General features: G+C 70.6%; 21 protein-coding genes. 16 read left to right on the top strand and 5 right to left on the bottom strand.

Going from position 1 to position 22,143, the window contains the following annotated elements; translation table 11 throughout:
- Positions 1–65: 65 nt before the first annotated feature.
- From RT323_RS00760 to RT323_RS00750, 3 genes are all read left to right on the top strand, one after another.
- Positions 66–806, top strand: coding sequence for a hypothetical protein (locus RT323_RS00760; protein WP_313404163.1), 741 nt, complete (start codon positions 66–68; stop codon positions 804–806).
- 415 nt (positions 807–1,221) lie between these two features.
- Entirely contained in the window at positions 1,222–2,670 is a 1,449-nt protein-coding gene (locus tag RT323_RS00755) for an exopolysaccharide biosynthesis polyprenyl glycosylphosphotransferase (RefSeq protein WP_313404162.1), read from the top strand.
- Complete coding sequence (locus RT323_RS00750; RefSeq protein ID WP_313404161.1) at positions 2,667–3,119, top strand: adenylyltransferase/cytidyltransferase family protein; 453 nt, start codon at positions 2,667–2,669, stop codon at positions 3,117–3,119. Before RT323_RS00755 ends, RT323_RS00750 begins: the two co-directional genes overlap by 4 nt.
- Before the next feature lie 72 nt (positions 3,120–3,191).
- Here the strand turns inward: RT323_RS00750 and cysN are convergent, their stop codons facing one another.
- A complete protein-coding gene (gene cysN / locus RT323_RS00745; protein WP_313404160.1) occupies positions 3,192–4,436 on the bottom strand; it encodes a sulfate adenylyltransferase subunit CysN in 1,245 nt (414 codons plus the stop codon).
- Entirely contained in the window at positions 4,436–5,356 is a 921-nt protein-coding gene (gene cysD / locus RT323_RS00740) for a sulfate adenylyltransferase subunit CysD (protein WP_313404158.1), read from the bottom strand. Before cysD ends, cysN begins: the two co-directional genes overlap by 1 nt.
- A gap of 170 nt (positions 5,357–5,526) precedes the next feature.
- Here cysD and RT323_RS00735 point away from each other — a divergent pair, with 170 nt between their 5' ends.
- The 5 genes from RT323_RS00735 (at position 5,527) to RT323_RS00715 (ending at position 10,900) form a co-directional block, all read left to right on the top strand.
- Positions 5,527–6,492: a sulfite exporter TauE/SafE family protein gene (locus RT323_RS00735; protein ID WP_313404156.1), complete on the top strand. Its 966-nt coding sequence runs from the start codon at positions 5,527–5,529 to the stop codon at positions 6,490–6,492.
- Positions 6,493–6,574: 82 nt separating this feature from the next.
- Positions 6,575–7,768 carry an adenylyl-sulfate kinase gene (cysC, locus tag RT323_RS00730; protein ID WP_313404154.1) on the top strand — a complete coding sequence of 398 codons (1,194 nt, stop codon included), beginning with the start codon at positions 6,575–6,577 and terminating at the stop codon, positions 7,766–7,768.
- Positions 7,769–7,845: 77 nt separating this feature from the next.
- Positions 7,846–9,450: an AMP-binding protein gene (locus RT323_RS00725; RefSeq protein ID WP_313404153.1), complete on the top strand. Its 1,605-nt coding sequence runs from the start codon at positions 7,846–7,848 to the stop codon at positions 9,448–9,450.
- Between the two features lie 2 nt (positions 9,451–9,452).
- Positions 9,453–9,929: a type II toxin-antitoxin system PemK/MazF family toxin gene (locus RT323_RS00720; RefSeq protein WP_313404151.1), complete on the top strand. Its 477-nt coding sequence runs from the start codon at positions 9,453–9,455 to the stop codon at positions 9,927–9,929.
- A complete protein-coding gene (locus RT323_RS00715; protein WP_313404149.1) occupies positions 9,926–10,900 on the top strand; it encodes a YihY/virulence factor BrkB family protein in 975 nt (324 codons plus the stop codon). The genes RT323_RS00720 and RT323_RS00715 overlap by 4 nt, the downstream gene beginning before the upstream one ends.
- 13 nt (positions 10,901–10,913) lie before the next feature.
- Here RT323_RS00715 and RT323_RS00710 read toward each other — a convergent pair whose 3' ends face one another.
- The gene (locus RT323_RS00710; RefSeq protein WP_313404147.1) at positions 10,914–11,702 is read right to left on the bottom strand and encodes an HAD family phosphatase; all 789 of its coding nucleotides are present in this window, start codon (positions 11,700–11,702) and stop codon (positions 10,914–10,916) included.
- 256 nt (positions 11,703–11,958) lie between these two features.
- Here RT323_RS00710 and RT323_RS00705 point away from each other — a divergent pair, with 256 nt between their 5' ends.
- From RT323_RS00705 to RT323_RS00695, 3 genes are read left to right on the top strand one after another with little or no spacing between them, the layout of a single operon-like run.
- Positions 11,959–12,354, top strand: a complete 396-nt coding sequence (locus RT323_RS00705) for a cold-shock protein (protein WP_313404145.1) — start codon at positions 11,959–11,961, stop codon at positions 12,352–12,354.
- Positions 12,355–12,361: 7 nt separating this feature from the next.
- Positions 12,362–13,279 (top strand): AEC family transporter, encoded by a 918-nt coding sequence (locus tag RT323_RS00700; protein WP_313404143.1) that lies wholly within the window; start codon positions 12,362–12,364, stop codon positions 13,277–13,279.
- Between the two features lie 48 nt (positions 13,280–13,327).
- Positions 13,328–14,050 carry a DUF3027 domain-containing protein gene (locus RT323_RS00695; RefSeq protein ID WP_313404141.1) on the top strand — a complete coding sequence of 241 codons (723 nt, stop codon included), beginning with the start codon at positions 13,328–13,330 and terminating at the stop codon, positions 14,048–14,050.
- Positions 14,051–14,090: 40 nt separating this feature from the next.
- Here RT323_RS00695 and RT323_RS00690 read toward each other — a convergent pair whose 3' ends face one another.
- Complete coding sequence (locus RT323_RS00690) at positions 14,091–14,582, bottom strand: hypothetical protein (protein WP_313404140.1); 492 nt, start codon at positions 14,580–14,582, stop codon at positions 14,091–14,093.
- 41 nt (positions 14,583–14,623) lie between these two features.
- Between RT323_RS00690 and RT323_RS00685 the strand changes: the two genes are divergently transcribed.
- Positions 14,624–15,661 (top strand): hypothetical protein, encoded by a 1,038-nt coding sequence (locus RT323_RS00685; RefSeq protein WP_313404139.1) that lies wholly within the window; start codon positions 14,624–14,626, stop codon positions 15,659–15,661.
- A gap of 16 nt (positions 15,662–15,677) precedes the next feature.
- Entirely contained in the window at positions 15,678–16,196 is a 519-nt protein-coding gene (locus RT323_RS00680; RefSeq protein ID WP_313404138.1) for a gamma carbonic anhydrase family protein, read from the top strand.
- A gap of 223 nt (positions 16,197–16,419) precedes the next feature.
- Here RT323_RS00680 and serC read toward each other — a convergent pair whose 3' ends face one another.
- Positions 16,420–17,532, bottom strand: coding sequence for a phosphoserine transaminase (gene serC, locus RT323_RS00675; RefSeq protein ID WP_313404137.1), 1,113 nt, complete (start codon positions 17,530–17,532; stop codon positions 16,420–16,422).
- Between the two features lie 74 nt (positions 17,533–17,606).
- Between serC and RT323_RS00670 the strand changes: the two genes are divergently transcribed.
- The 3 genes from RT323_RS00670 to RT323_RS00660 all read left to right on the top strand — a co-directional run.
- The gene (locus RT323_RS00670; protein ID WP_313404136.1) at positions 17,607–19,394 is read left to right on the top strand and encodes a methylmalonyl-CoA mutase family protein; all 1,788 of its coding nucleotides are present in this window, start codon (positions 17,607–17,609) and stop codon (positions 19,392–19,394) included.
- A complete protein-coding gene (scpA, locus tag RT323_RS00665; protein ID WP_313404135.1) occupies positions 19,391–21,496 on the top strand; it encodes a methylmalonyl-CoA mutase in 2,106 nt (701 codons plus the stop codon). The genes RT323_RS00670 and scpA overlap by 4 nt, the downstream gene beginning before the upstream one ends.
- Before the next feature lie 32 nt (positions 21,497–21,528).
- On the top strand, positions 21,529–22,143 hold a 615-nt coding region (locus RT323_RS00660), incomplete at its 3' end, for a hypothetical protein (protein WP_313404133.1).

Below are 22,143 nucleotides of genomic sequence, written 5' to 3'. Positions count from 1 at the left end.
CGGTTAACCGGGGAAACTGTCACCCTTCCGCCACACAGGCCGGGGCGGCAGGGGAGGATGGGCCGGTGACGACGTGGCAGCAGTTGACCCGGACCGACGACGCGATCACGGTGCAGCACCGCGCGCGTCTCGTCGAGGCCGGGGTGGAGCCCGAGCGACTCGACGCCGTCGAGTGGCGCCGGCTCGACGGCCCGCTGCCGTCGTGGTGGAACGACCTGGGCAACGCGCTGTACGCGGCCCCCGCGGCGTCGCTGCCCGACCGGGTCCTCGACCTGATCACGACGTTCTACTTCCATGACACGGTCATCGTGATCGGCAGCCCGATGGAGCACCTGACCTCGTTGCTGATCGGCGGGGACGGGGCGACCGTCTTCCTCGATGAGCGGGTCATCCTGACCGCCGGCGAGGTCTACTGCGGGCCGGGGTCGTCGATCGTGCTGCACGGGCCCGTCGTCGCGACGAGGTCTCCCGTGATCGACGCGCGCAACGGCGGCCGCATCGTCAGTGCGGGGGACCAGTTGTGGGCGGCCGGTGTCTACATCGCGACCGACGACATGCACCGGCTCGAGGACGCGGCGACAGGGGAGCGGATCAACCCCTTCGGCGCGACCATCAGGATCGGGCACCACGTCTGGCTGTGCCGCGAATCGGTCGTGTCGGGGCACGTCGAGATCGGTGACGACGTGTGCGTGGGGCTGCGCGCCGTGGTGCGAGGGCAGAAGCTGCCCGCGAACGTCGTGGTCGCCGGCTCCCCCGCACGGGTCGTGCGCGAGGGCGCGACCTGGTCGTTCGACGACACGCCCTGAGCCGCGCGAGGATCCCCTCCGGGGCGATGAGCGCCGAAACTACGAGTTGCACCCGTCGGACGCACGAAATCGTCGCCTGCGCACCTCGGGGAGCCGGAAACGCTACTGTTCACTCCTGTGACATGGGGCACATCAATTTATTTCGGGAATGGCCGGACAGTTGCCTCCGAATGGCCTACTTTCGAGGGAAAGCACGGGGCGTCGCGAGCGCCGGTGGCCGTCGGAGGGGGATCCGACGTGGGAGGCCATCGGAATGCCTGGGGTGTCGAGCATCGTGGACGGGGAGTCCAGGATGTATCGCCGGTTCTCCACGGCGCTCCTTGCGGGAGTACGCAGACACGACGGCACGTGGGCCGTGGAGCGAGGCGGAGGGGTCCGCAGCACGACGCTCGGCAGCCTGCATTGGGGAGTGGGAATGACTTCAGTGATCGACGGGCGTGATGACGCCGTCCTACCACTGCGTCTCGTCGAGCCGATCGCGACCGACGGGGTCGTCGGCTCTCCTTCCGTCCACCGTGAGTTCACCGGCATCCCCACAGGTCGCTCGACCTGGGACGCCATCATCCGCCAGGGCCTGATCGGCCACACCGCCGTCGTGGCCGGCACCGTCGCCACGGGCCTCGTCGTCGGGTTGGCGCCCGGCGCGCTGACCATGCTGGCGTTCGGCGTGATCGCCTGGCTCGGCTTCAGCCTCGCCGCGCTGCCCGCCTACGAACGTGCGGGCTCGCTGCGACCGGCCAAGCGCTTGGTCGCCGTGCTCGCCCTGGCCGCACTGACCACCCTCGTGCTGAGCGACGTCGTGTCGACCCAGCTGCGCGGGGCCGTCACCGTCCTGAGCGCCACCGCAGTCCTGATCGTCGCCTCGGCCCTGGTCCACCGCGCCGTGCTGCGCCGGGTCCCCACGCTGCTCGTGGGTCCCGCGGACGCAGTCAACCGACTGGCGGCTCGCTGGGAGGACCGTCCCGACCTCGTCGTCGTCGGTCGCTGCACGTGGGACTCCACGACGCCGGTCGGCAGCGCGACCGTCAACTCGGTCGTGCGCGACGTCCCCAAGCTGCTGCGCACGGTCCGCGGCGCCCGCGTCGTCATCACCGCCGACCAGGCTCTCAGCGACCCGTCCCTGCGCCACCTGGCCTGGGGCCTGCAGCGCGCCGAGATCGAGTGCCTCGTCCTCACGGACATGAACGACTACGTCGAGTTCGTGCGGCCGACACGCATCGGCGACCAGCTGGCGCTGGCGCTCGACCCGCCGAACAGTCACCTGGTCAGCCAAGCCATCAAGTCGTTCTTCGACCGGGCCTTCGCCGCCTTCGCGATCCTGCTCGGCGCGCCCCTGATGGCCCTGGTCGCCCTGGCGATCCGCCTCGACACGCGTGGGCCGGTCATCTACCGCCAGGAGCGCACCGGCAAGGACGGCGTCCCGTTCGACATCTACAAGTTCCGCTCGATGGTCGTCGATGCCGATCAGCGCGTCGACGAGCTGCGCGAGCAGAACGAGGCGGCCGGGCCGTTGTTCAAGATGACCCAGGACCCGCGGGTCACCCGGGTCGGTCGCATCCTGCGCCAGACCTCGCTCGACGAGCTGCCCCAGCTGTTCAACGTCCTGCTCGGCGACATGGCGCTGGTCGGACCGCGTCCCGCACTCGAGAGCGAGACGTCGCAGTACAGCCAGTGGGTCTGGCGCCGGCTGCACGTCAAGCCCGGCATGACCGGCCTGTGGCAGGTCAGTGGCCGCTCGAACCTCTCGTGGGACGAGTCGATCCGACTGGACCTGATGTACGTGAACAACTGGAACCTGCGGATGGACGTCACGATCCTGCTGAAGACGATCGGGGTCGTCCTGAACCGCAAGGGTGCCTGGTGACCGCCGTGGACGCCGCCGAGGTCGGTTACGCCAGTGGAGTGTTCGACATGTTCCACATCGGGCACCTCAACCTGCTGCGCCGTGCCCGCGAGCACTGCCGGACGCTCGTCGTCGGTGTCGCCAGCGACGAGTACGTGCTGGCGCTCAAGGGTCGCGAGCCGGTCGTGCCGCTCGCGGAGCGACTCGAGATCGTCTCGTCCCTGCGCTTCGTCGACGAGGTGATCGTCGATCGCAGCGAGGACAAGCGCGTCGCGTGGCGCGACCGTCGCTTCGACGCCATCTTCAAGGGCGACGACTGGCGCGGCTCGCCCAAGGGCGATCGCCTGGAGCAGGCCATGGCCGAAGTCGGTGCCGGCGTCGTGTACTTCCCGTACACGCTGCACACCTCCAGCACCCGGCTGCGTGGCTTCCTCGAGCGCGCCGAGGCCGAGTTCTACGGCTCCCGCTGATCCGAGGGCGCTCGGCGCCCGAAGCGTCGAACCCGGCCGGCTGACGGACCCTGTTCGGCAGCCGGCCGCAGCTCAGTGCTCGGTGATCGTTCCGGCGCCCACGGTCCGGTTGGTGGCCTCGTCGATCAGGATGAACGAGCCGGCCTGACGGTTGCGCTGGTACGGGTCGACCATGAGCGGCTGCGTGGTGCGCAGCGTGACTCGGCCGATCGCGTTGAGCGCCAGGTCCGAAGGGGACTGGTGGCGGTGCAGCGTGTTCACGTCGAGCTCGTACTTGATCTCCTTGACCAGGGCACGCGCCGAGCGGGTCGTGTGCTTGATCGCGTACTTGGCGCCCACGCGCATCGGCTCGATGTCCATCCAGCAGACCATCGCGTCGAGGTCCTGCGTGACGGTCGGCAGGTTGTTCGGGCGCACGATCATGTCGCCGCGTGACACGTCGACCTCGTCCTCGAGCCGCACCGTGACCGACATGGGGGAGTAGGCCTCGGTGAGCTCGCCCTTCGCCGTGTCGATCGCCTTGACCTTGCTGGGCAGCCCGCTGGGCAGCACGACGACGTCGTCGCCGGGGCGCAGCACTCCGCTGATGACCTGGCCGGCGAACGCGCGGTAGTCGCCCTGCCCGTTCTGGGGGCGGATGACGTACTGGACCGGGAAGCGCACGTCGACGAGGTTGCGGTCGCTCGCGATGTAGACGTTCTCGAGGTGGTGCAGCAGCGAGGGGCCCTCGTACCAGTCCATGTGCTCCGAGCGCGTCACGACGTTGTCACCCGTGAGGGCCGACAGCGGGATCGTGGTGACGTCGGTGAACTCCAGGCGCGCGGCGAAGTCCGTGAAGGTGTCGCTGATCTCGCGGTAGACGTCCTCGGACCAGTCGACGAGGTCCATCTTGTTGATGGCCAGGACGATGTGCGGCACGCGCAGCAGCGACACGAGGGTCGCGTGGCGCCGGCTCTGCTCCTGCAGGCCCTTGCGCGCGTCGACCAGGATGATCGCCAGGTCGGCCGTGGAGGCTCCCGTGACCATGTTGCGCGTGTACTGGATGTGCCCGGGCGTGTCCGCGATGATGAACTTGCGCTTCGGGGTGGAGAAGTAGCGGTAGGCGACGTCGATCGTGATGCCCTGCTCGCGCTCGGCGCGCAGGCCGTCGGTCAGCAGGGCCAGGTCGGTGTACTCGTCGCCGCGCTGCGCGCTCGTGGCCTCGACGGCCTCGAGCTGGTCGGTGAAGATCGACTTCGAGTCGAACAACAGGCGACCGATGAGCGTGCTCTTGCCGTCGTCGACCGAGCCGGCCGTGGCGAATCGCAGGATGTCCATCAGAAGTAGCCCTCCTTCTTGCGATCCTCCATCGCAGCCTCGCTGACCCGGTCGTCGCCGCGGGTCGCGCCGCGCTCGGTGATGCGGGTCGCCGCGACCTCGGCGACGACCTCCTCCGGAGTGGTGGCGGTCGAGGGAACCGCCGCCGTCAGGGTGGCGTCGCCGACCGTGCGGTAGCGGACGGACTCGACGAACACCTCCTCGTCGTCACCGGGCTGGCAGTGCTGGTTGATCGTGAAGTACATGCCCCCGCGCAGGAAGACCTCGCGCTCGCGGGCGTAGTAGATCTCGGGCAGCTCGATGTCCTCGCGGGCGATGTACTGCCAGATGTCGAGCTCGGTCCAGTTCGACAGCGGGAAGCAGCGGATGCTCTCGCCGGGGTGGATGCGGCCGTTGTAGAGCGACCACAGCTCGGGGCGCTGGTTCTTGGGGTCCCACTGGCCGAAGTCGTCACGGAAGGAGAAGACGCGCTCCTTGGCGCGGGCCTTCTCCTCGTCGCGGCGGGCGCCGCCGAACAGGGCGCTGAGGCCGTTCTGCTCGGCGGTGCGGATGAGCACGGGGGTCTGGATGCGGTTGCGCGAGCCGCTGGGCTCCTCGCGGACGAAGCCCTCATCGATCGCCTCCTGGACGGAGCCGACGATGAGGCGCACGCCGAGCTGCTCGACGACGCGGTCGCGGAACTCGAGGACCTCGTCGAAGTTGTGCCCCGTGTCGATGTGGACGACGGGGAACGGGATCGGGCCGGGCGCGAACGCGCGGACGGCGAGGTTCAGCATCACGACGGAGTCCTTGCCGCCGGAGAACAGCAGCGCCGGGCGCTCGTTCTCGGCCACGAGCTCACGGATGATGTAGATCGCCTCGGCCTCGAGGTGGTCGAGTTGGCTCAGGCCGTAGCGGCGTGCCTCGCTCGTTTCGGACATCGACGGGTTTCCTCCCCACGCGGATCGACCGGTGCCGCGGTGCGCGGTTGACGTGCGGGACGGGCCCGCGCGTACGCACCGTCGGTGCGGCTTAGAACATTAACATCGGCGCCGAGACCGGCGGCATCATGGTGAAGCCGTGAGACGGGGCTGTGCCACAATCGTGCGTCATGGACTCGTGGCTCGTCGCGGGCGCGTTCGCCGTCGGAGTGGTCGTGGGTCTCACCGGCATGGGCGGCGGAGCGCTGATGACACCGATGCTGGTGTTCTTCTTCAACGTCCCCCCGCTGACCGCCGTCTCGAGTGACCTCGTCGCCAGCGCCGTGATGAAGCCGGTCGGCGCCGGCGTCCACCTCAAGCGCGGCACCGTCAACCTCAAGCTCGTGGGCTGGCTGTGCGTCGGCTCGGTCCCCGCGGCCTTCTGCGGCGTCCTGATCCTGCGCGCGCTGGGCGATTCGGCGGAGATGCAGAACGGGATCAAGGTCGCGCTCGGCCTGGCGATCCTGCTCAGCGCCGCGCTGCTGATGGTGCGCGCCTACCTGCGCCTCGTCGAGCGCGCCCGCTCGCGCGACGGCCGGGGAGAGCCGCTGCCGCAGTCGCGCCCCGAGCGCCACGTCAGGCCGCTCCCCACGCTGCTGTTGGGCATCGTCGGCGGACTCGTCGTCGGCATGACCTCGGTCGGCTCCGGGTCGCTCGTGATCATCGGCCTGATGATGCTGTACCCGGGCCTGCGGGCCAGCCAGCTCGTCGGCACCGACCTGCTCCAGGCGGTGCCGTTGGTCGCCTCGGCCGCGATCGGCCACGCGATCTTCGGCGACCTCGACCTGAGCGTCTCGCTGCCGCTGATCCTGGGCTCGATCCCCGGTGCGTACATCGGAGCCCATCTGTCGTCGCGACTCCCCGGTGGCTGGGTGCGCCGCGCCCTGGCGTTCATCCTGCTGGCCTCGGGCCTCAAGCTCATCGGCGTGCCCACGGACACGACGGGCCTGCTGCTCGTCGCCGTCCTCTTCCTCGCGCCGCTCATGTGGATGGTCATCCGCCTGCGCCTGGGCTTCCCGGCGTTCGCGTTCATCGAGAACCGTCAGCTCAGGGCCGCGAAAGCCGAGAAGGCCGCAGACCGAGGGGATCGCCGATGATGAGCGAGCGCCAGCGAGTGAACCATTCAGCACGACGAGTGGGGCCATCGTCCTACCGTCGTTTCGTCCAGGGAGTTGCCCGATGAGCGCGTCCGCCGTCCTGCGGGGCCACCAGCTCGACGCCCTCGAGTTGATCCTCGGCCGTTTCCTGGGGGCCGTCGACGGGTACTGCCTGCCCGACCGCGCGCCGGCGGACTGGCCCGTCGAGGCGACCCTCGCGGTGTCGGCCCAAGCCGCCCGCGAGGCCGTCGACCAGGGCTCACTCACGCTCACCGACCCGGACAACACGCCACTGGCCGCGCTCGTGCTGAGCGACACCGCGCCCTGCGACGAGCACACGACGTGGGTGGCAGGACGGCTGCGGGCCCTCAAGGCCGCCGAGCACCCGCCTGCCCGCGCCGTGCGACTGGTCGTCCCGGTCGACCTGCACGATCACGTGGTGGCGCTGTTCAGCGGCCGGGTCAGCGCATCGGACGTCATCCGCGCGGTCAACGTCGCGCACGGGCGCCCGCTCGCCCTGATCGGCGTTGCGGCCCAGGACGCCTCCGGCAGCGACGTCGCGGTCATGGACGAGCTGCGCCGGTGCGCTGACGTCATCCCCAACGGGCGCGCCTGGTACCTGGCCGCTCCGGCGGTCGGCCAGGACGCGACCGCCGAAGAGGTGCTGGCGATCGCGCTGCGGTCGCTGGGGGTCGAGGACCAGCTCGACTTCCGCAAGCCCAGCCCCAAGTCCGAGAACGGTGCCGTCCTGCTCTTCACGGGCCTGTCCGGCGCCGGCAAGTCGACGGTCGCGCGCGCGGTCGTCGAGGCCATCACCGCCGCCGACCTGCGGCGCACCGTCCTGCTGGACGGTGACGACGTGCGACAGGAGCTCTCGGCGGGACTCGGCTACGGCAAGGAGGACCGCGAGCGGAACCTGACCCGGATCGCGTGGGTCGCCGCCCGCGTCGCCGAGGTCGGAGGTCTCGCGGTCTGCGCGCCGATCGCGCCCTTCGTAGCCGCCCGCCAAGCGATGCGCGAGCGGGTCGAACCCAAGTCGCCGTTCCTCGTGATCCACGTGGCGACGCCGCTGGCGGTGGCCGAGGCGCGCGACCGCAAGGGCCTGTACGCCAAGGCGCGCGCCGGCCTGATCCCCGACTTCACGGGCATCGACTCGCCGTACGAGGAGCCGGACGACGCGGACCTGGTCATCGACACCTCCCGCACGGGCGTCGGCGAGTGCGTCGAGGCGGTGCTCGCGATGCTCCGCGAGAAGGGGATCGTCGCGGGCGGTTGAAACCGCGTTGACGCTGCGATTCAAGCGATCGTCCAAACACCAGATGTGAGGGAATCCTCCTGTTAGGCTCCGGTCCCATGGGTGACTTGGGTTACAAGCTGAAGGTCCTGCGGCGCATTGGTGTGATCAAGGCGCTACCGCCGAACCGACTGATCGGCGCTGCGCGCATCCTGAAGAAGTGGGGACCCGGCCTGCCGTCCGGCGTGAACGCCGCGGCCAGGCGCTACCCCAAGCAGGTCGCGATCATCGATGACGCGGGACAGATCACCTACGAGGACCTGGTCGCCCAGATCAACCAGTTCACCGAGGTGCTCAAGGAGCGCGGCATCAAGGCCGGCGACTCGGTCGCCGTGCTCGCGCGCAACCACCGCTACCTCGTGATCGCGCTGGTCGCCGTCGTCCAGATGGGTGGCCGCATCCTGTTGCTCAACACCATGTCCAGCCGCGCCCAGCTGACCGACCTGGCCGAGCGCGAGGGCGCCGAGCTGCTCATCCTGGACCAGGAGTTCCTGCCGCTCGTCGAGGACGTGCGCCGCAGCCGCCTGATCCTCGCCTGGGCCGAGCCCGACGTCCCCACCGACCTCCCGTCGATCGAGTCGATCACGATCGGCAAGCCCAAGGGCGGTCACCCGGTGCCCGAGCGGCACGGCGAGATGATCATCTTCACCTCCGGCACGACGGGCCTGCCCAAGGGCGCCAAGCGCAAGGAGCCCGAGGACCTCAAGCCGCTGCTGGCCTACTTCGGCTCGATCCCGTACCGCAGCAACTCCGTGGTCTCGATCGCGGCGCCGCTGTTCCACTCGTGGGGCCTGATCAACCTGGGCTTCGGCCTCTCGACCTGCCCGACCTTCGTGCTGCGTCGCAAGTTCATCCCCGAGCAGACCCTGCGCGACATCGAGAAGTACAAGGTCGAGGTGCTCGTCGTGGTGCCGCTCATGCTCCAGCGCATGGTCAAGGCCGACCCGAACGTCGTCAAGAACACCGACGTGTCCAGCCTCAAGATCACGGCCTCCAGCGGCTCCGCCCTGGCCGGCGACCTGGCGCTGCACTACATGGACATGTTCACCGACTCGATCTACAACTTCTACGGCGCGACCGAGACCAGCTGGATCACGATCGCCTCGCCCAAGGACCTGCGCGCCGCTCCCGGCACCGCCGGCCGGGTGCCGTGGCGCACCCAGGTCAAGGTGCTCGACCACGACGGCAACGAGGTCCCGCAGGGCGACATCGGCGTGATCCACGTCGTCAACGACATGCCGTTCGGCGGCTACACCGACGGCCGCAACAAGTCGTTCCACTCCGGCCTCATGGACTCGGGCGACCTCGGCTACTTCGACGAGGAGGGCCGACTGTTCGTGGCCGGCCGCGACGACGACATGATCATCTCCGGCGGCGAGAACGTCTTCCCGCGCGAGCTCGAGGACTGCCTCATCGAGCACCCCGAGGTCGCCGACGTGGTCGTCACCGGCATCGCCGACCCCGACTGGGGCCAGCGACTGGCGGCGTACGTCGTCCGCAAGGAGGGCAGCGACGTCTCGGTCTCCGAGCTCACGGAGTTCGCCCGCGACAACGTCGCCCGTTCGGCCGTGCCGCGCGGGATCATGTTCCTCGACCAGCTGCCCCGCAACCCCACGGGCAAGGTCATGAAGCGCCAGCTTCCCGCGTTCGAGACCGCCGGCTGACGGTGGTCCGCCCCCGGCTGCAGCGCGTGCTGCAGCAGGTGGTCCGGGCCGGTCGTGCGATGCGCACGTCCGGTCCTGCGCGGACGTCCGCGGGTGGACTGGACACCACGTGGGCCGGCGACCACGACGGTCGCCCCGATCCCGGCGAGATCGTCTGGACGTGGGTGCCCTACGAGGACGACCCGGCGCAGGGCAAGGATCGCCCGGTCCTGCTGATCGGCCGGCGCGACCCCGGCACCCTGGTCGCGCTGCAGCTGACCTCCCAGGACCACGACCGCGACGCGGCCCAGGAAGCGCGGGCGGGCCGGCACTGGATGGACATCGGCTCGGGGCCCTGGGACTCACAGCGGCGCCCCAGCGAGGTGCGCCTCAACCGGTTCATCGAGGTCCGCGAGAGCGACGTGCGCCGAGAAGGCGCGGTGCTCGACCGCGAGGTGTACGAGCGCGTTGTCGCGGCTGCGAGACAATACCTGCCATGAGCATCGTCGCCCGGGTCGACCGCTTCCAGCGGCAGCACCCGGTCCTCGGGTTCCCGATCGCGGTGATCTACAAGTTCTTCGACGACCAGGGCCCGTACCTGGCGGCGATCATGACGTACTACTCGTTCATCGCGATCTTCCCGCTGCTGCTGATCGGAACGTCGGTGCTGGGCTTCGTGCTGCAGGACGATCCCGAGCTGCAGGAGCGGTTGCTCGACACGGCGCTCGGCCAGTTCCCCATCGTCGGCGACCAGCTCGGCCGGCCGGGCGGGCTCACCGGCAGCACGTCGGCGATCGTGGTCGGCTCGATCGCCGCGCTCTACGGTGCGCTCGGCGTGGGCCAGTCCACCCAGAACGCCGCCAACGTCGCCTGGGGCGTGCCGCGCAACAGCCGCCCGAACCCGATCATGATGCGGGTGCGCAGCTTCGTCGTGCTGGGCATCGGCGGCCTGGGCATCGCCGTCATCGCGATCCTCCAGTCCATCGTGGACAACCCGGAGGTCGTCGGGATCGACCATCTGCCCGACCTCGGCCTGGTCATGCGCGTGGTCGGCTTCCTCGTCTCGTGGGGCATCTTCATCACCGTCTTCAAGTTCGTGAGCCTGCGTCGCGCGTCGTGGCGGTCGGTGCTGCCCGGCTCGCTGTTCTGCGCCCTGGGCTGGCAGGTGCTGCAGTACGCCGGCGACGCCTACGTCCAGGGCGTCATCGTGCGGGCGTCCTCGATGAACCAGACCTTCGCGCTCGTCCTTGGCCTGGTCGCGTTGCTGTTCCTGCTGACCGCGATCATCGTCATCGGGCTGCAGATCAACGTCGTCCGACGCCGTCACCTCTATCCGCGCGCCCTGCTCACTCCGTTCACCGACAACGTCGTGCTGACCGCGGGCGACCGGCGCGCCTACGCGCAGTACGCGCGGATGCAACGGCACAAGGGCTTCCAGACGATCTCGGTCGACTTCGACGACGACGCCTGACCGGCGCAGGTCCTCAGGCAGGCTCGGACAACGGCGGCGCCGCGTCGTCGTGGAACGGCTGGTCCGCGAGCAGCAGCTCGACGATCTCGCGCCAGTCCTGGCAGACCACGGCGGCGCCGGACGCCCGCAGTGCCGCGGCCCGCGCGTGGTGCTCCTCGGGAGGCACGAACTGCAGCGTCCCGATCGTCCAGCATCCCGCCGAGACCGCCGCGCGCACGCCGTTGACGGAGTCCTCGACCGCGATCGCCTCGGCCGGGTCCACGCCCAGCCGCTCGCAGGCGAACGCGTAGACGGCCGGGTCCGGCTTGCTGACGGGGCGGGCGAGGGAGCTCTCGGCGCTGAACATGCGCTCGGGCTCGACGAAGGACGACAGGCCCGTCACGGACAGGCACGCCTGCAGACGCTCGACGGCGCTCGACGTCACCACCGACAGCTGCAGGTGGCCCGTCAACTGCGCCAGCGGGCGCGTCACGTCGGGGTCGGGGGTGAGCACGGTGCGCAGGTGCGCCGTGACGACGTCGCGCTCCACCGCGACCCACTCCTCCAGGTCGTCCTCGTCGATCCGGCGGTCGTGCAGGGTCGCGAGCAGGCGGGCGACCGAGCGGAAGTTCCGGCCGTTCGTCAGGCGCTGCAGCTCGTCGGCCTCGTAGGGCCTCTCGATGCCCAGTTGGGCCAGGAAGCGGTTGGTCACCAGGAAGGAGGCCTCGTAGGCCGGCTCGACCGACGGGAACAGGGTGCCGTCGGCATCGCTCAACAGCACGCCGCCCCGAGGGAGCGGCCGGGCGCACTGCGGGCCCGTCATGGCCTGTCCCGGGAGCAGGAGCGCGAGCTGTTCGGGCACAGGGGCGCCGCCGTCGCCGAGGGGCGTGACGTCGTCATGATGGTGAAGCTTTCGAACTCGTTCCGGAGGCGCACTGCTGTACCTGACACTGCTGTACCCAGATCGCGCGAGTTCACACGTCCCGGCTCGGGTCGAATCGATGCGGACGTGGCACCGTCCGGGCGCGTTCGCCCACTAGGATGAAGGGGTTGCACTCCGCGAACGCAAAGGAACGGTCATGCCCACCGGCAAGGTGAAGTGGTACGACTCCGAGAAGGGGTTCGGTTTCCTCAGCCGCGAGGACGGTGAGGACGTCTACGTGCGCTCCGATGCGCTGCCCGCCGGCGTCACCACGCTGAAGGCCGGGACGCGGGTCGAGTTCGGCATCGCCGCCGGCCGTCGCGGTGACCAGGCCCTGCAGGTGCGCGTGCTCGACCCGACCCCGTCGGTGTCCCAGGCCCAGGCGCAGGCCCGCCGCAAGTCCCCCGAGGAGATGGTCGTCATCGTGGAGGACCTCGTGAACCTGCTCGACGGGTTGGGCGAGGGCTACCGCCACGGTCGCCACCCCGAGGGCAAGCGCGCCCGCCAGGTCGCCCAGCTGCTGCGCCGCGTCGCGGCCGACCTCGACGCCTGACCTTCGCGTGACCGCCGCCCTCGAGGGCTTCGCCGTCATCGGCGTGCTCATCGCGGTCGGCTACGTGCTCGCGGCGACCCGCGTCCTGGACGCGGCCAGCCAGGTCGTGCTGTCGCGACTCGTCTACTTCGTCGCGACTCCGGCACTGCTGATCGACGTCCTCGGCTCGACCGACCTCGGGACCGTCTTCGGGCCGTGGTTCGTCGTCGCCGTCGTGGGCGTCGCCGCGGTGCTCGTCGTCTATCTCCCGTGGGCGAGGTGGCGAGGTCGCACGCGGGAGCACGCCGTGGTGGGAGGCCTCTCGGCCTCGTACGCCAACGCGGGCTACCTCGGCCTGCCGATCGCCGGGTACGTGCTGGGCGACGCGGCCTTCGCGCTGCCGACGATGGTGCTGCAGCTGACGATCTACGCGCCGCTCGCGCTGACGTTCCTGAGCATGGAGTCCGGCGTGCGGGCGACGCCGTGGTCCTTCGTCCGTGCGGGCCTGCGCAACCCGGTGTCCGTTGCGGCGGTGATCGGCGTCCTGCTCTCGGTCGTCCACGCGGACCTGCCACGGGTCGTGGCGGAGCCGATCTCGCTGCTCGGTGCGATGGCCATCCCGGCTGCGCTGCTGGCGTACGGCGTCGCACTGCGCCACGGTCCGGCGATCGGTCGCGGGAACGGTCGTGAGGTCGCCTTCGTGGCGGCGCTGAAGCTCGCGTGGCAGCCGCTCGTCGCCTACCTCGTGGCGCACTTCGCGCTCGGACTCGACGCGCACGAGACCGCCGGCGTCACGCTGATGGCCGCGCTGCCGACCGCGCAGAACGTGTTCGTCTACGCCTCGCGGTTCGGCCGGGGTCAGGTCCTGGCCCGCGACTGCGTCGCCGTGACGACCCTGGCCTCGCTGCCCGTGCTGCTCGTCCTCACCGCACTGCTCGTCCCCTGATCGCACCGGGGTTGGTCGGACGTGGTGCCGTGGGGGACAATCGGAGCCATGAGCACGTCCATCACCCAGGCACGCGCCGCCCTCGAGTCCAGTGTCGAGGACGGCACGGTCGGCGACCACGTCGGCACGACCGACGAGGGTCACGGACTGGTGACCGAGCGGTTCGCCTGCCTGCTGCCGGGCTACGTCGGCTGGTACTGGGCCGTGAGCGTGTCGGTGCTCGACGGTGACGCCACGATCAACGACGTCGTGCTGCTGCCCGGCGACGCCGCGATCGTCGCCCCCGAATGGACTCCCTACCGCGAGCGCATCCGCCCCGGCGACCTCGGTCCGGGCGACGTCCTGCCGCCCGACGAGGACGACATCCGGCTCGTGCCCGCCTGGTCCGCCGGCGACGGCGACGAGACTGGCGTGGTCGACCGCCACTTCGCCCGCGAGATCGGCCTCGGTCGCGAGTGGGTGCTGTCGTTCGAGGGGCGCGAGGACGCCGCGGAGCGCTGGTACGAGGGCGAGTCCGGCCCGGACACCCCGATCGCCAAGCAGGCGCCCGGCATCTGCGGGTCCTGCGGATTCCTGGTCTCGCTGGCCGGTGACCTGGCCGACCGGTTCGGCGTCTGCGCGAACAAGATGGCCAACGCCGACGGGCGCGTCGTCGCGCTGACGCACGGATGCGGAGCTCACTCGAGCACGCGTCCCAAGCGCAGCAACTCGGCGGCGGCGCTGCCCGATCCCGTGCTGGACACGATGCACGACGAGGCCGAGGAGTTCTGAGCTCCCCGTGCCTCCAGCGATGGCGCGTCGGCGCCTGACGTCAGTTGCGGCGCCGTCGACCCACCGGACGCTCGGTCGGGGTGGGAGCGGCCTGCTCGGCGACAGGTGCCGGGTCTGCGGGCTGGATCGAATCCTGCTTCTTGGGACTGACCGTCTTCGGAGCCGGAGCCGGAGCCGGAGCCGGCGTGACGGCCTCGGGCGGGAGGTCCTCAGTCGCGGTGCTGGCCTCGGTCGCCTGCTGCAGCGCGTCGCGGCGCCGCTTGCAGTACTCGATCCCCATGAGCCCCAGGCCCAGTCCGGCGATCGCCGTCCAGAGCCACCACGTGCGGCCCTGGTCCTGCAGGTTGCCCCAGAACGGGAGCAGCGCGATCGCGACGATGCCCCAGGCGATCGTGCCGAACGTCATCGTGCGCACGCCGTCGACGTCCATCGGCTCGACGGCGGCGACGCGGTGGGTCGTGCGACCGAACTCCAGCTCCGTGATCTCGGGCCGGCCCAGGTCGGGGATGCGGGATCGCTTCGTGCGGGCCATGTCCACACTTTAGCCCGCACTCTCGTGCCCGAGGAGGCCGCGTGAATCCCCGTCGCCGTCGTCTGTTGATCCCCGGGCTGCTCGTGGCGCTGCTCGTCGTGGTGGTCGTCGCGGCCCTGACCGACCGAGCGGGTGCGGCGACCGGCCGTCCGCTGGTGACGATCGCGGACTCGCGGATCACGGAGTCCAGCGGGCTGGCCGTCAGCGCCGAGTTCGACGACCTGGCCTACACGGTGAACGACTCGGGCAACGCGGCCGAGGTCTACGCGATCGACCTCACGTCCGGCGACGTCGTCGGTGTCACGGCCGTGAGCGCGCCGTTCCGCGACGTCGAGGCACTGGCCCTGCGCGACGGGACCCTGTGGATCGGCGACCTGGGTGACAACCGCGCGGAGCGCAGGGATCTGACCCTGTATGCGATCGACGAGCCGGGACGTGAGACCCGGACGGTCGATCCGCGGCGGTACCCGGTGCAGCTCGACGGTGGGCCGGCGGACGTCGAGGCGCTGCTGGCCGACCCGGACTCCGATGAGCTGCTGGTGGTGACGAAGTCGCTCGCGGCCACGACGGTGATGTCGGTGGACGAGGCCGACCTGGACCCGGACCGCGCCGCCGTCTTCCGGCCGGTCGCGGGCGACCTGCCTGCGTTCGTGACCGATGGCGCGTTCTCGCCCGACGGCACCCGCGTCGCCCTGCTGTCCTACGGATCGCTCTGGACGGTGGACCCCTCCGACTGGAGCACCCTCGGTCGCCAGGAGCTGCCCCCGCTGGCCCAGGCCGAGACGGTGGCGTTCGTCGATCGCTCGGCGGTGCTCGTCGGCAGCGAGAGCGAGGACTCCCCGTTGCACCGGCTCGAGCTGGATCCCACGTCGGCGGAGGCGCAGGGCCCGGGGACCGTCGCGACCGGGTCGCCCGAGTCCGAGCCGACCGAGCCCTCGTCCGAGCCCTCGTCTGCTCCGGTGGCCCGCGACGAGGACTCCCGTGTCGCACTGCTCGGCGGTGCCGGCATGGTCGGGGCTCTCGCGCTCGGCGGGCTCGTCGCGTGGCGCCTACGGGCGCGTTCGTCCCGCCTTCGGTGAGCGATAGCGTGGCGCCATGAAGATCGCTCTCGGAGACAGGTCACCGCAGGTCCACGACTCCGCCTTCGTCGCGGCCAACGCCACGCTCGTCGGCTCGGTCGTCATGCACGAGGGCTCGAGCGTCTGGTACGGCGCCGTGCTGCGCGCCGACAACGAGCCGATCACGATCGGCCCTCGCAGCAACGTCCAGGACAACTGCGTCTTCCACGTCGATGCGGGCAAGCCGCTGACGCTCGGCGAGGGCGTCTCGGTCGGTCACGGCGCCGTGATCCACGGTGCGACCGTCGAGGACCACGTGCTCGTGGGCATGGGCGCGATCATCCTGAACGGTGCGGTCATCGGCACCGAGTCGCTCGTCGCCGCCGGTGCCATGGTGCCGCAGGGTGCGGTCATCCCGCCGCGCTCGCTGGTCGCCGGCGTGCCCGCGAAGGTCCGCCGTGAGCTGACCGACGACGAGGTCGCCACCCTTCACCTCAACGCGGACGTCTACGAGGAGCACCGCGAGCTGCACCGCGACGCCTCGGTCGTCGACTGACGGTTTCCCCGGTTAAGTAGGTTTCCTCCCACTTCGCGAGGGTTGCGATCCTCGCTAAGTGACAGGAAACCTCGTCCAGTGGCGATCCTGGAGGCCAGGGCCAGCGGGCTGACGCTGTGAGCTGCCTGACCGCACGAGGCAGGACTTAACGAGGTTCTCTGGCACATCTCGAGGATCGCAACCCTCGTGAAGTGCTAGGAAACCTACTTAACCGGGGAATCCGTCACCCGGCGAGCCGCTCGACGACGTGGTCGAGGCAGCGGGTCAGCGCGGTGACGTCGTCGGGGTCGATGGCGGGGAACATCGCGATGCGCAGCTGGTTGCGTCCGAGCCCGCGGTAGCCGGCGACGTCGACGATCCCGTTCTCGCGCAGGGCGGCCACGACGTCGGCGGCCTGCGCCCCTTCGAGGTCGATCGTGCCCACCACGAGCGAGCGGTCGGCGGGGTCGGTCACGAACGGTGTCGCGTACGCGCTCGACTCGGCCCACGCGTACAGCCGCTGCGAGGAGTCGGTCGTCCGGGAGACGGCCCAGTCGAGGCCACCCTGGTCATTCAGCCAGCGGACCTGCTGGTCCATCAGGAAGAGCGTCGCGACGGCCGGGGTGTTGTACGTCTGGTCCTTGAGCGAGTTGTCGATCGCGGTGGGCAGGTCGATGAACCCCGGGATGTGGCGGCCGCCGGCCTTGATCCGCCGAGCGCGCTCGATCGCCGCGGGCGACATCAGCGCGATCCACAGGCCGCCGTCCGACGCGAAGCCCTTCTGGGGGGCGAAGTAGTAGACGTCGGTCTGCGCGACGTCGACGGGCAGGCCGCCCGCGCCCGAGGTGGCGTCGACCAGGACGAGGGCGCCTTCGTCGATCCCCTCGGGACGGCGCACCGGCACCATGACACCGGTCGAGGTCTCGTTGTGCGCCCAGGCGTACGTGTCGACGCCCGCGGTGGCGTGCGGACTCGGATGGGTCTCGAAGCCGGACTCGAGGACCTCGGGCTCGTCCAGGAACGGCGCCGCCGCGACCGCCTTGGCGAACTTGGACGTGAACTCGCCGTGCACGAGGTGCTGCGACCGGTGCTCGACCAGTCCGAACGTGGCGGCGTCGAAGAAGGCGTGCGAGCCGCCGACACCGAGGACGACCTCGTACCCCTCGGGGAGGCTGAACAGCGCGGACAGTCCCTCGCGGATGCTGCCGACCAGCGACTTGACGGGAGTCGCCCGATGGGAGGTCCCGAGCAACGAGGATCCGGTGGCCGCGAGGGCCTGGAGGGCCTCGACGCGCACCTTGGAGGGGCCGGAGCCGAAGCGTCCGTCGCGGGGCAGGAGCTCATGGGGGATCTGCACGGCGCCATTGTCGCAGGCGTCCGCGCCCTGATGCGTTGATCGGTCGGCCGGAACGGGCGGTTACGATGCGACCCATGGCAGCAGACCAGCCCACGGTGCCCTTGGCCGAAGGCATCGAGCACGACCTGGCGGAGTGGGAGAAGGCCACGGCGGCCGTCCTGCGCAAGACCCGCCGGCTCGCCGACGACGCCCCCGACTCCGACGTGTGGACCGCGCTGTCCACCACCACGCTCGACGGGTTGAGCATCGCCCCGCTGGGCACCTCGGACCTCGTGGCCGACCTGCCCGAGATCGGACTGCCGGGCGAGGCGCCGTACACGCGCGGCTCCGGCACCGGCGATCCCGAGCTGACCGGGTGGGACATCCGCGGCTGGTTCACCGACCCCGCGACCACGCCCGAGCAGGTCACGACCGAGCTCGAGAACGGCGGCAACTCGCTGTGGCTCTCGGTGGGGGAGCGCGGCATCGCGCTCGACCGCCTGCCCGCGCTGCTCGAGCCGGTCTTCCTCGACCTCGCGCCCGTCGTGCTGGACTGCCCAGAGGACCCGGTCGCCGCGGCCGAGGCGTACCTCGAGGTGTGCCGCGACAAGGGCACCGACCCGCACCCGTTGAGCAACCTCGGCGCGACGGGCGCGGACCTCGACAGCGTCGTGCGCGTCGCGACCCTCGCCAAGGAGGCGGGCGTGCGCGGAGTCGTCGTCGACGCGTCCCGCCTGCACGACCGCGGCGCGTCCGACGTCCAGGAGCTGGCCTGGTCGATGATGGTCGCCGTCACCTACCTGCGCGCCCTCGAGGCCGCCGGGTTCACCCTCGACGAGGCCGCGGGACAGCTGGAGTTCCGCTACGCGGCCACCGACGAGCAGTTCCCGACGATCGCCAAGCTGCGGGCCGCCCGCGCCCTGTGGAACCGGGTCGGCGAGATCAGCGGCATCGGCGAGGCCGCGCGCGCCCAGCGCCAGCACGCCGTCACGTCGCGGCCGATGATGGCGCGCTACGACTCCTACACGAACATGCTGCGCACGACGATCGCCGGCTTCGCGGCGGGCGTCGGCGGCGCCGACGCCGTGACGATCCTGCCGTTCGACGAGCCGCTGGGCCTGCCCACGCCGTTCAGCCGCCGCATCGCCCGCAACACCTCGAGCCTGCTGATCCACGAGTCCCACGTCGCCAAGGTCGTCGACCCGGCCGGCGGCTCGTACGCCGTGGAGAAGCTCACCGACGACCTCGCGATGGCGTCGTGGGAGCTGTTCGCGGAGCTGGACGGACTCGACGAGCTCGAGGGGGTGGCCGACCTGGACGCGGCCGCCGAGCGCATCGAGCCCCTCGTGGAGGCCGTCCGGGCCGATCGCGCGCTGCAGATCGCGCAGCGCCGCCGTCCCATCACGGGCGTCAGCGAGTTCCCGAACCCCGCCGAGAGCCTGCCCGAGCGCGCGCCGTACCCCGTCGAGCCCGACGTGTTCCGCTACGCGGGCGAGTTCGAGCAGATGCGCGACGAGCCGTCACCGCACCCGGTCTTCCTCGCCACGATGGGCCCGATCGCCGCGCACACCGCGCGTGCCACGTTCGCGATCAACCTGCTGGCCGCGGGCGGCATCGGCGTGGGTGCCTCGGGCGCAACCGCCGGCGTCGACGAGGTCGTCGAGAAGTACCGCGAGGCCGGGGCGCCCCCGGTCGTGTGCCTCGCCGGCACGGACCCCGTGTACGCCGGATGGGGTGCGGACCTGGTCACCGCCCTGCGCGCCAACGGTGCCCGGTACGTCGTCGTGGCCGGCAAGGCCGACCTGGGCCAGGATGCCTCCGCCGCGATGGGCCTCGATGCGTTGGCCTTCCTGCGCGGACTGCGAGAGGAGCTGCAGAAATGATCCCCAAGAGCTTCGCGGGCGAGCCGTGGCTGGCGCCCGAGGGCATCGAGGTCAAGCGCCTCTACACGCCCGATGACGTCCGGGGCCTCGACGCCCTCGACACCTACCCGGGCCTGACGCCGTTCCTGCGTGGTCCGTACCCCGCGATGTACACCACCCAGCCGTGGACGATCCGCCAGTACGCGGGCTTCTCCACCGCCGAGGAGTCCAACGCGTTCTACCGCCGCAACCTCGCGGCCGGCCAGAAGGGCCTGTCGGTCGCCTTCGACCTGGCCACCCACCGTGGCTACGACTCCGACAACCCCCGCGTCGTGGGCGACGTGGGCATGGCCGGCGTCGCGATCGACTCGATCTACGACACGCGCACGCTGTTCGAGGGCATCCCGCTGGACCAGATGAGCGTCTCGATGACCATGAACGGCGCCGTCCTGCCGGTGCTGGCGCTCTACATCGTGGCGGCCGAGGAGCAGGGCGTGAAGCCCGAGCAGCTGGCCGGGACCATCCAGAACGACATCCTCAAGGAGTTCATGGTCCGGAACACGTACATCTACCCGCCGGCACCGTCGATGCGGATCATCTCCGACATCTTCGCGTACACGGCGGCGCGGATGCCGCGGTTCAACTCGATCTCGATCTCGGGCTATCACATCCAGGAGGCCGGGGCGACGAACGACCTCGAGCTGGCGTACACGCTGGCCGACGGCGTCGAGTACATCCGCTCGGGCCTGGACGTCGGACTGGACATCGACGCCTTCGCCCCGCGCCTGAGCTTCTTCTGGGCGATCGGCATGAACTTCTTCATGGAGGTCGCCAAGCTGCGCGCGGCGCGCGCCCTGTGGGCCCGGCTCGTCAGCGACTTCAACCCCCAGAACCCGAAGTCGCTCAGCCTGCGCACCCACTCGCAGACCTCGGGCTGGAGCCTGACGGCGCAGGACGTCTACAACAACGTCCAGCGCACCGCGATCGAGGCGATGGCCGCCACGCAGGGCCACACGCAGAGCCTGCACACGAACGCGCTCGACGAGGCGATCGCCCTGCCGACCGACTTCAGCGCCCGCATCGCCCGCAACACGCAGCTGCTGCTGCAGCAGGAGTCGGGCACGACGCAGACGATCGATCCGTGGGCCGGTTCGTACTACGTCGAGAAGCTGACGCATGACCTCGCGAACCGCGCCTGGGCGCACATCCAGGAGGTCGAGGCCGCCGGCGGCATGGCCAAGGCGATCGACGAGGGCATCCCCAAGATGCGCATCGAGGAGGCCGCGGCGCGCACGCAGGCGCGGATCGACTCCGGCCAGCAGGCCGTCATCGGCGTCAACACCTTCCGGGTCCCGGACGAGGAGCCCTTCGAGGTCCACAAGGTCGACAACAAGGCCGTGCTCGCGTCCCAGATCGCCAAGCTCGAGCGCCTGCGCGCCGAGCGCAACGACGACGACGTGCAGTCCGCGCTCGACGCGCTGACGAACTCGGCCGAGCGTGGCTCCAGCCGGGACGGGTCGCTCGACGGCAACCTGCTCGAGCTGGCCGTCAACGCCGCGCGCGCCAAGGCCACGGTGGGCGAGATCAGCGACGCGCTGGAGAAGGTCTACGGGCGCCACCAAGCGGTCATCCGTACGATCTCGGGTGTGTACCGCAGCGAGGCCGGACAGTCGGGCAACATCGCCCGCGTCATCGAGGCCACCGACGCGTTCGAGGCCGCCGAGGGGCGCCGCCCGCGCATCCTCGTGGCGAAGATGGGCCAGGACGGCCACGACCGTGGCCAGAAGGTCATCGTCACGGCGTTCGCCGACATGGGCTTCGACGTCGACGTGGGCCCGCTGTTCTCGACGCCGGAGGAGGTCGCCCAGCAGGCGGTCGACGCCGACGTCCACGTCGTGGGCGTCTCGTCCCTGGCGGCGGGTCACCTCACGCTGCTGCCGGCGTTGAAGACGGCGCTGGCCGAGCAGGGCCGTGACGACATCATGGTCGTGATCGGCGGCGTGATCCCGCCCGACGACGTGCCGACGCTCAAGGAGATGGGTGCGGCCGAGGTGTTCCTGCCCGGCACGGTCATCGCCGACTCCGCGCTCGACCTGCTGGAGAAGCTGCGCGGCGACGCGTGACGTGTAACTGTCGGTTGCACTAGCCTGCGGGGGTGGACGACCGCCTCGACCTGATGGACCAGGGATCCTTCCTCGGTCTGCGCGCTCTCGGGCATCAGCCGTGCACGTACCTGACGTGGGTCTACGACCGGCCGGTCGACCTCGGCGAGCTCGGGCGGTTCAACGAGTGCCTCGCCCGGACGCTGCTGGGGCGGCTGGTCCAGCGGTCGGCGCTGCCCGGAGGCCGGCACCGGTGGGTGGCGATCGATGCGGTCCCGTCCGTCGAGGTCGAGTCGGTCGCGCGTCCGCGTGAGGCGATCCAGCCGTGGACCGACGAGCTCGGCGAGCGCGGGGTGGACCCCGAGCGCGGTCCCGGCTGGCGCCTCGGCGTCCTGCCGCTGACCGACGGGGGCACGGCCGTCACGCTGGCCACCGGGCACACGCTGGGCGACGGGCTGGCGAAGCTCGAGGCGATCGCGGATGCGGTCCGCGGCACCGTCCGCCGGCCTGACCACCCCGTGCGTGGCACGACCCGGCGCCGCGACGCGCTCTGGTCGGACCTGGTCGCGTTGGTCCGCGGACTTCCTGCAGTGCTGCGAGCCGTGGTCGTCGCGATCATGGTGGCGCGGGCGGAGTCCGGTCCGAAGCGACCAGGGCAGCGACGGTCG

Source organism: Aeromicrobium sp. (assembly GCF_032084975.1).
Taxonomy (GTDB): domain Bacteria; phylum Actinomycetota; class Actinomycetes; order Propionibacteriales; family Nocardioidaceae; genus Aeromicrobium.
This window is presented reverse-complemented; position numbering and strand designations above follow the sequence as displayed.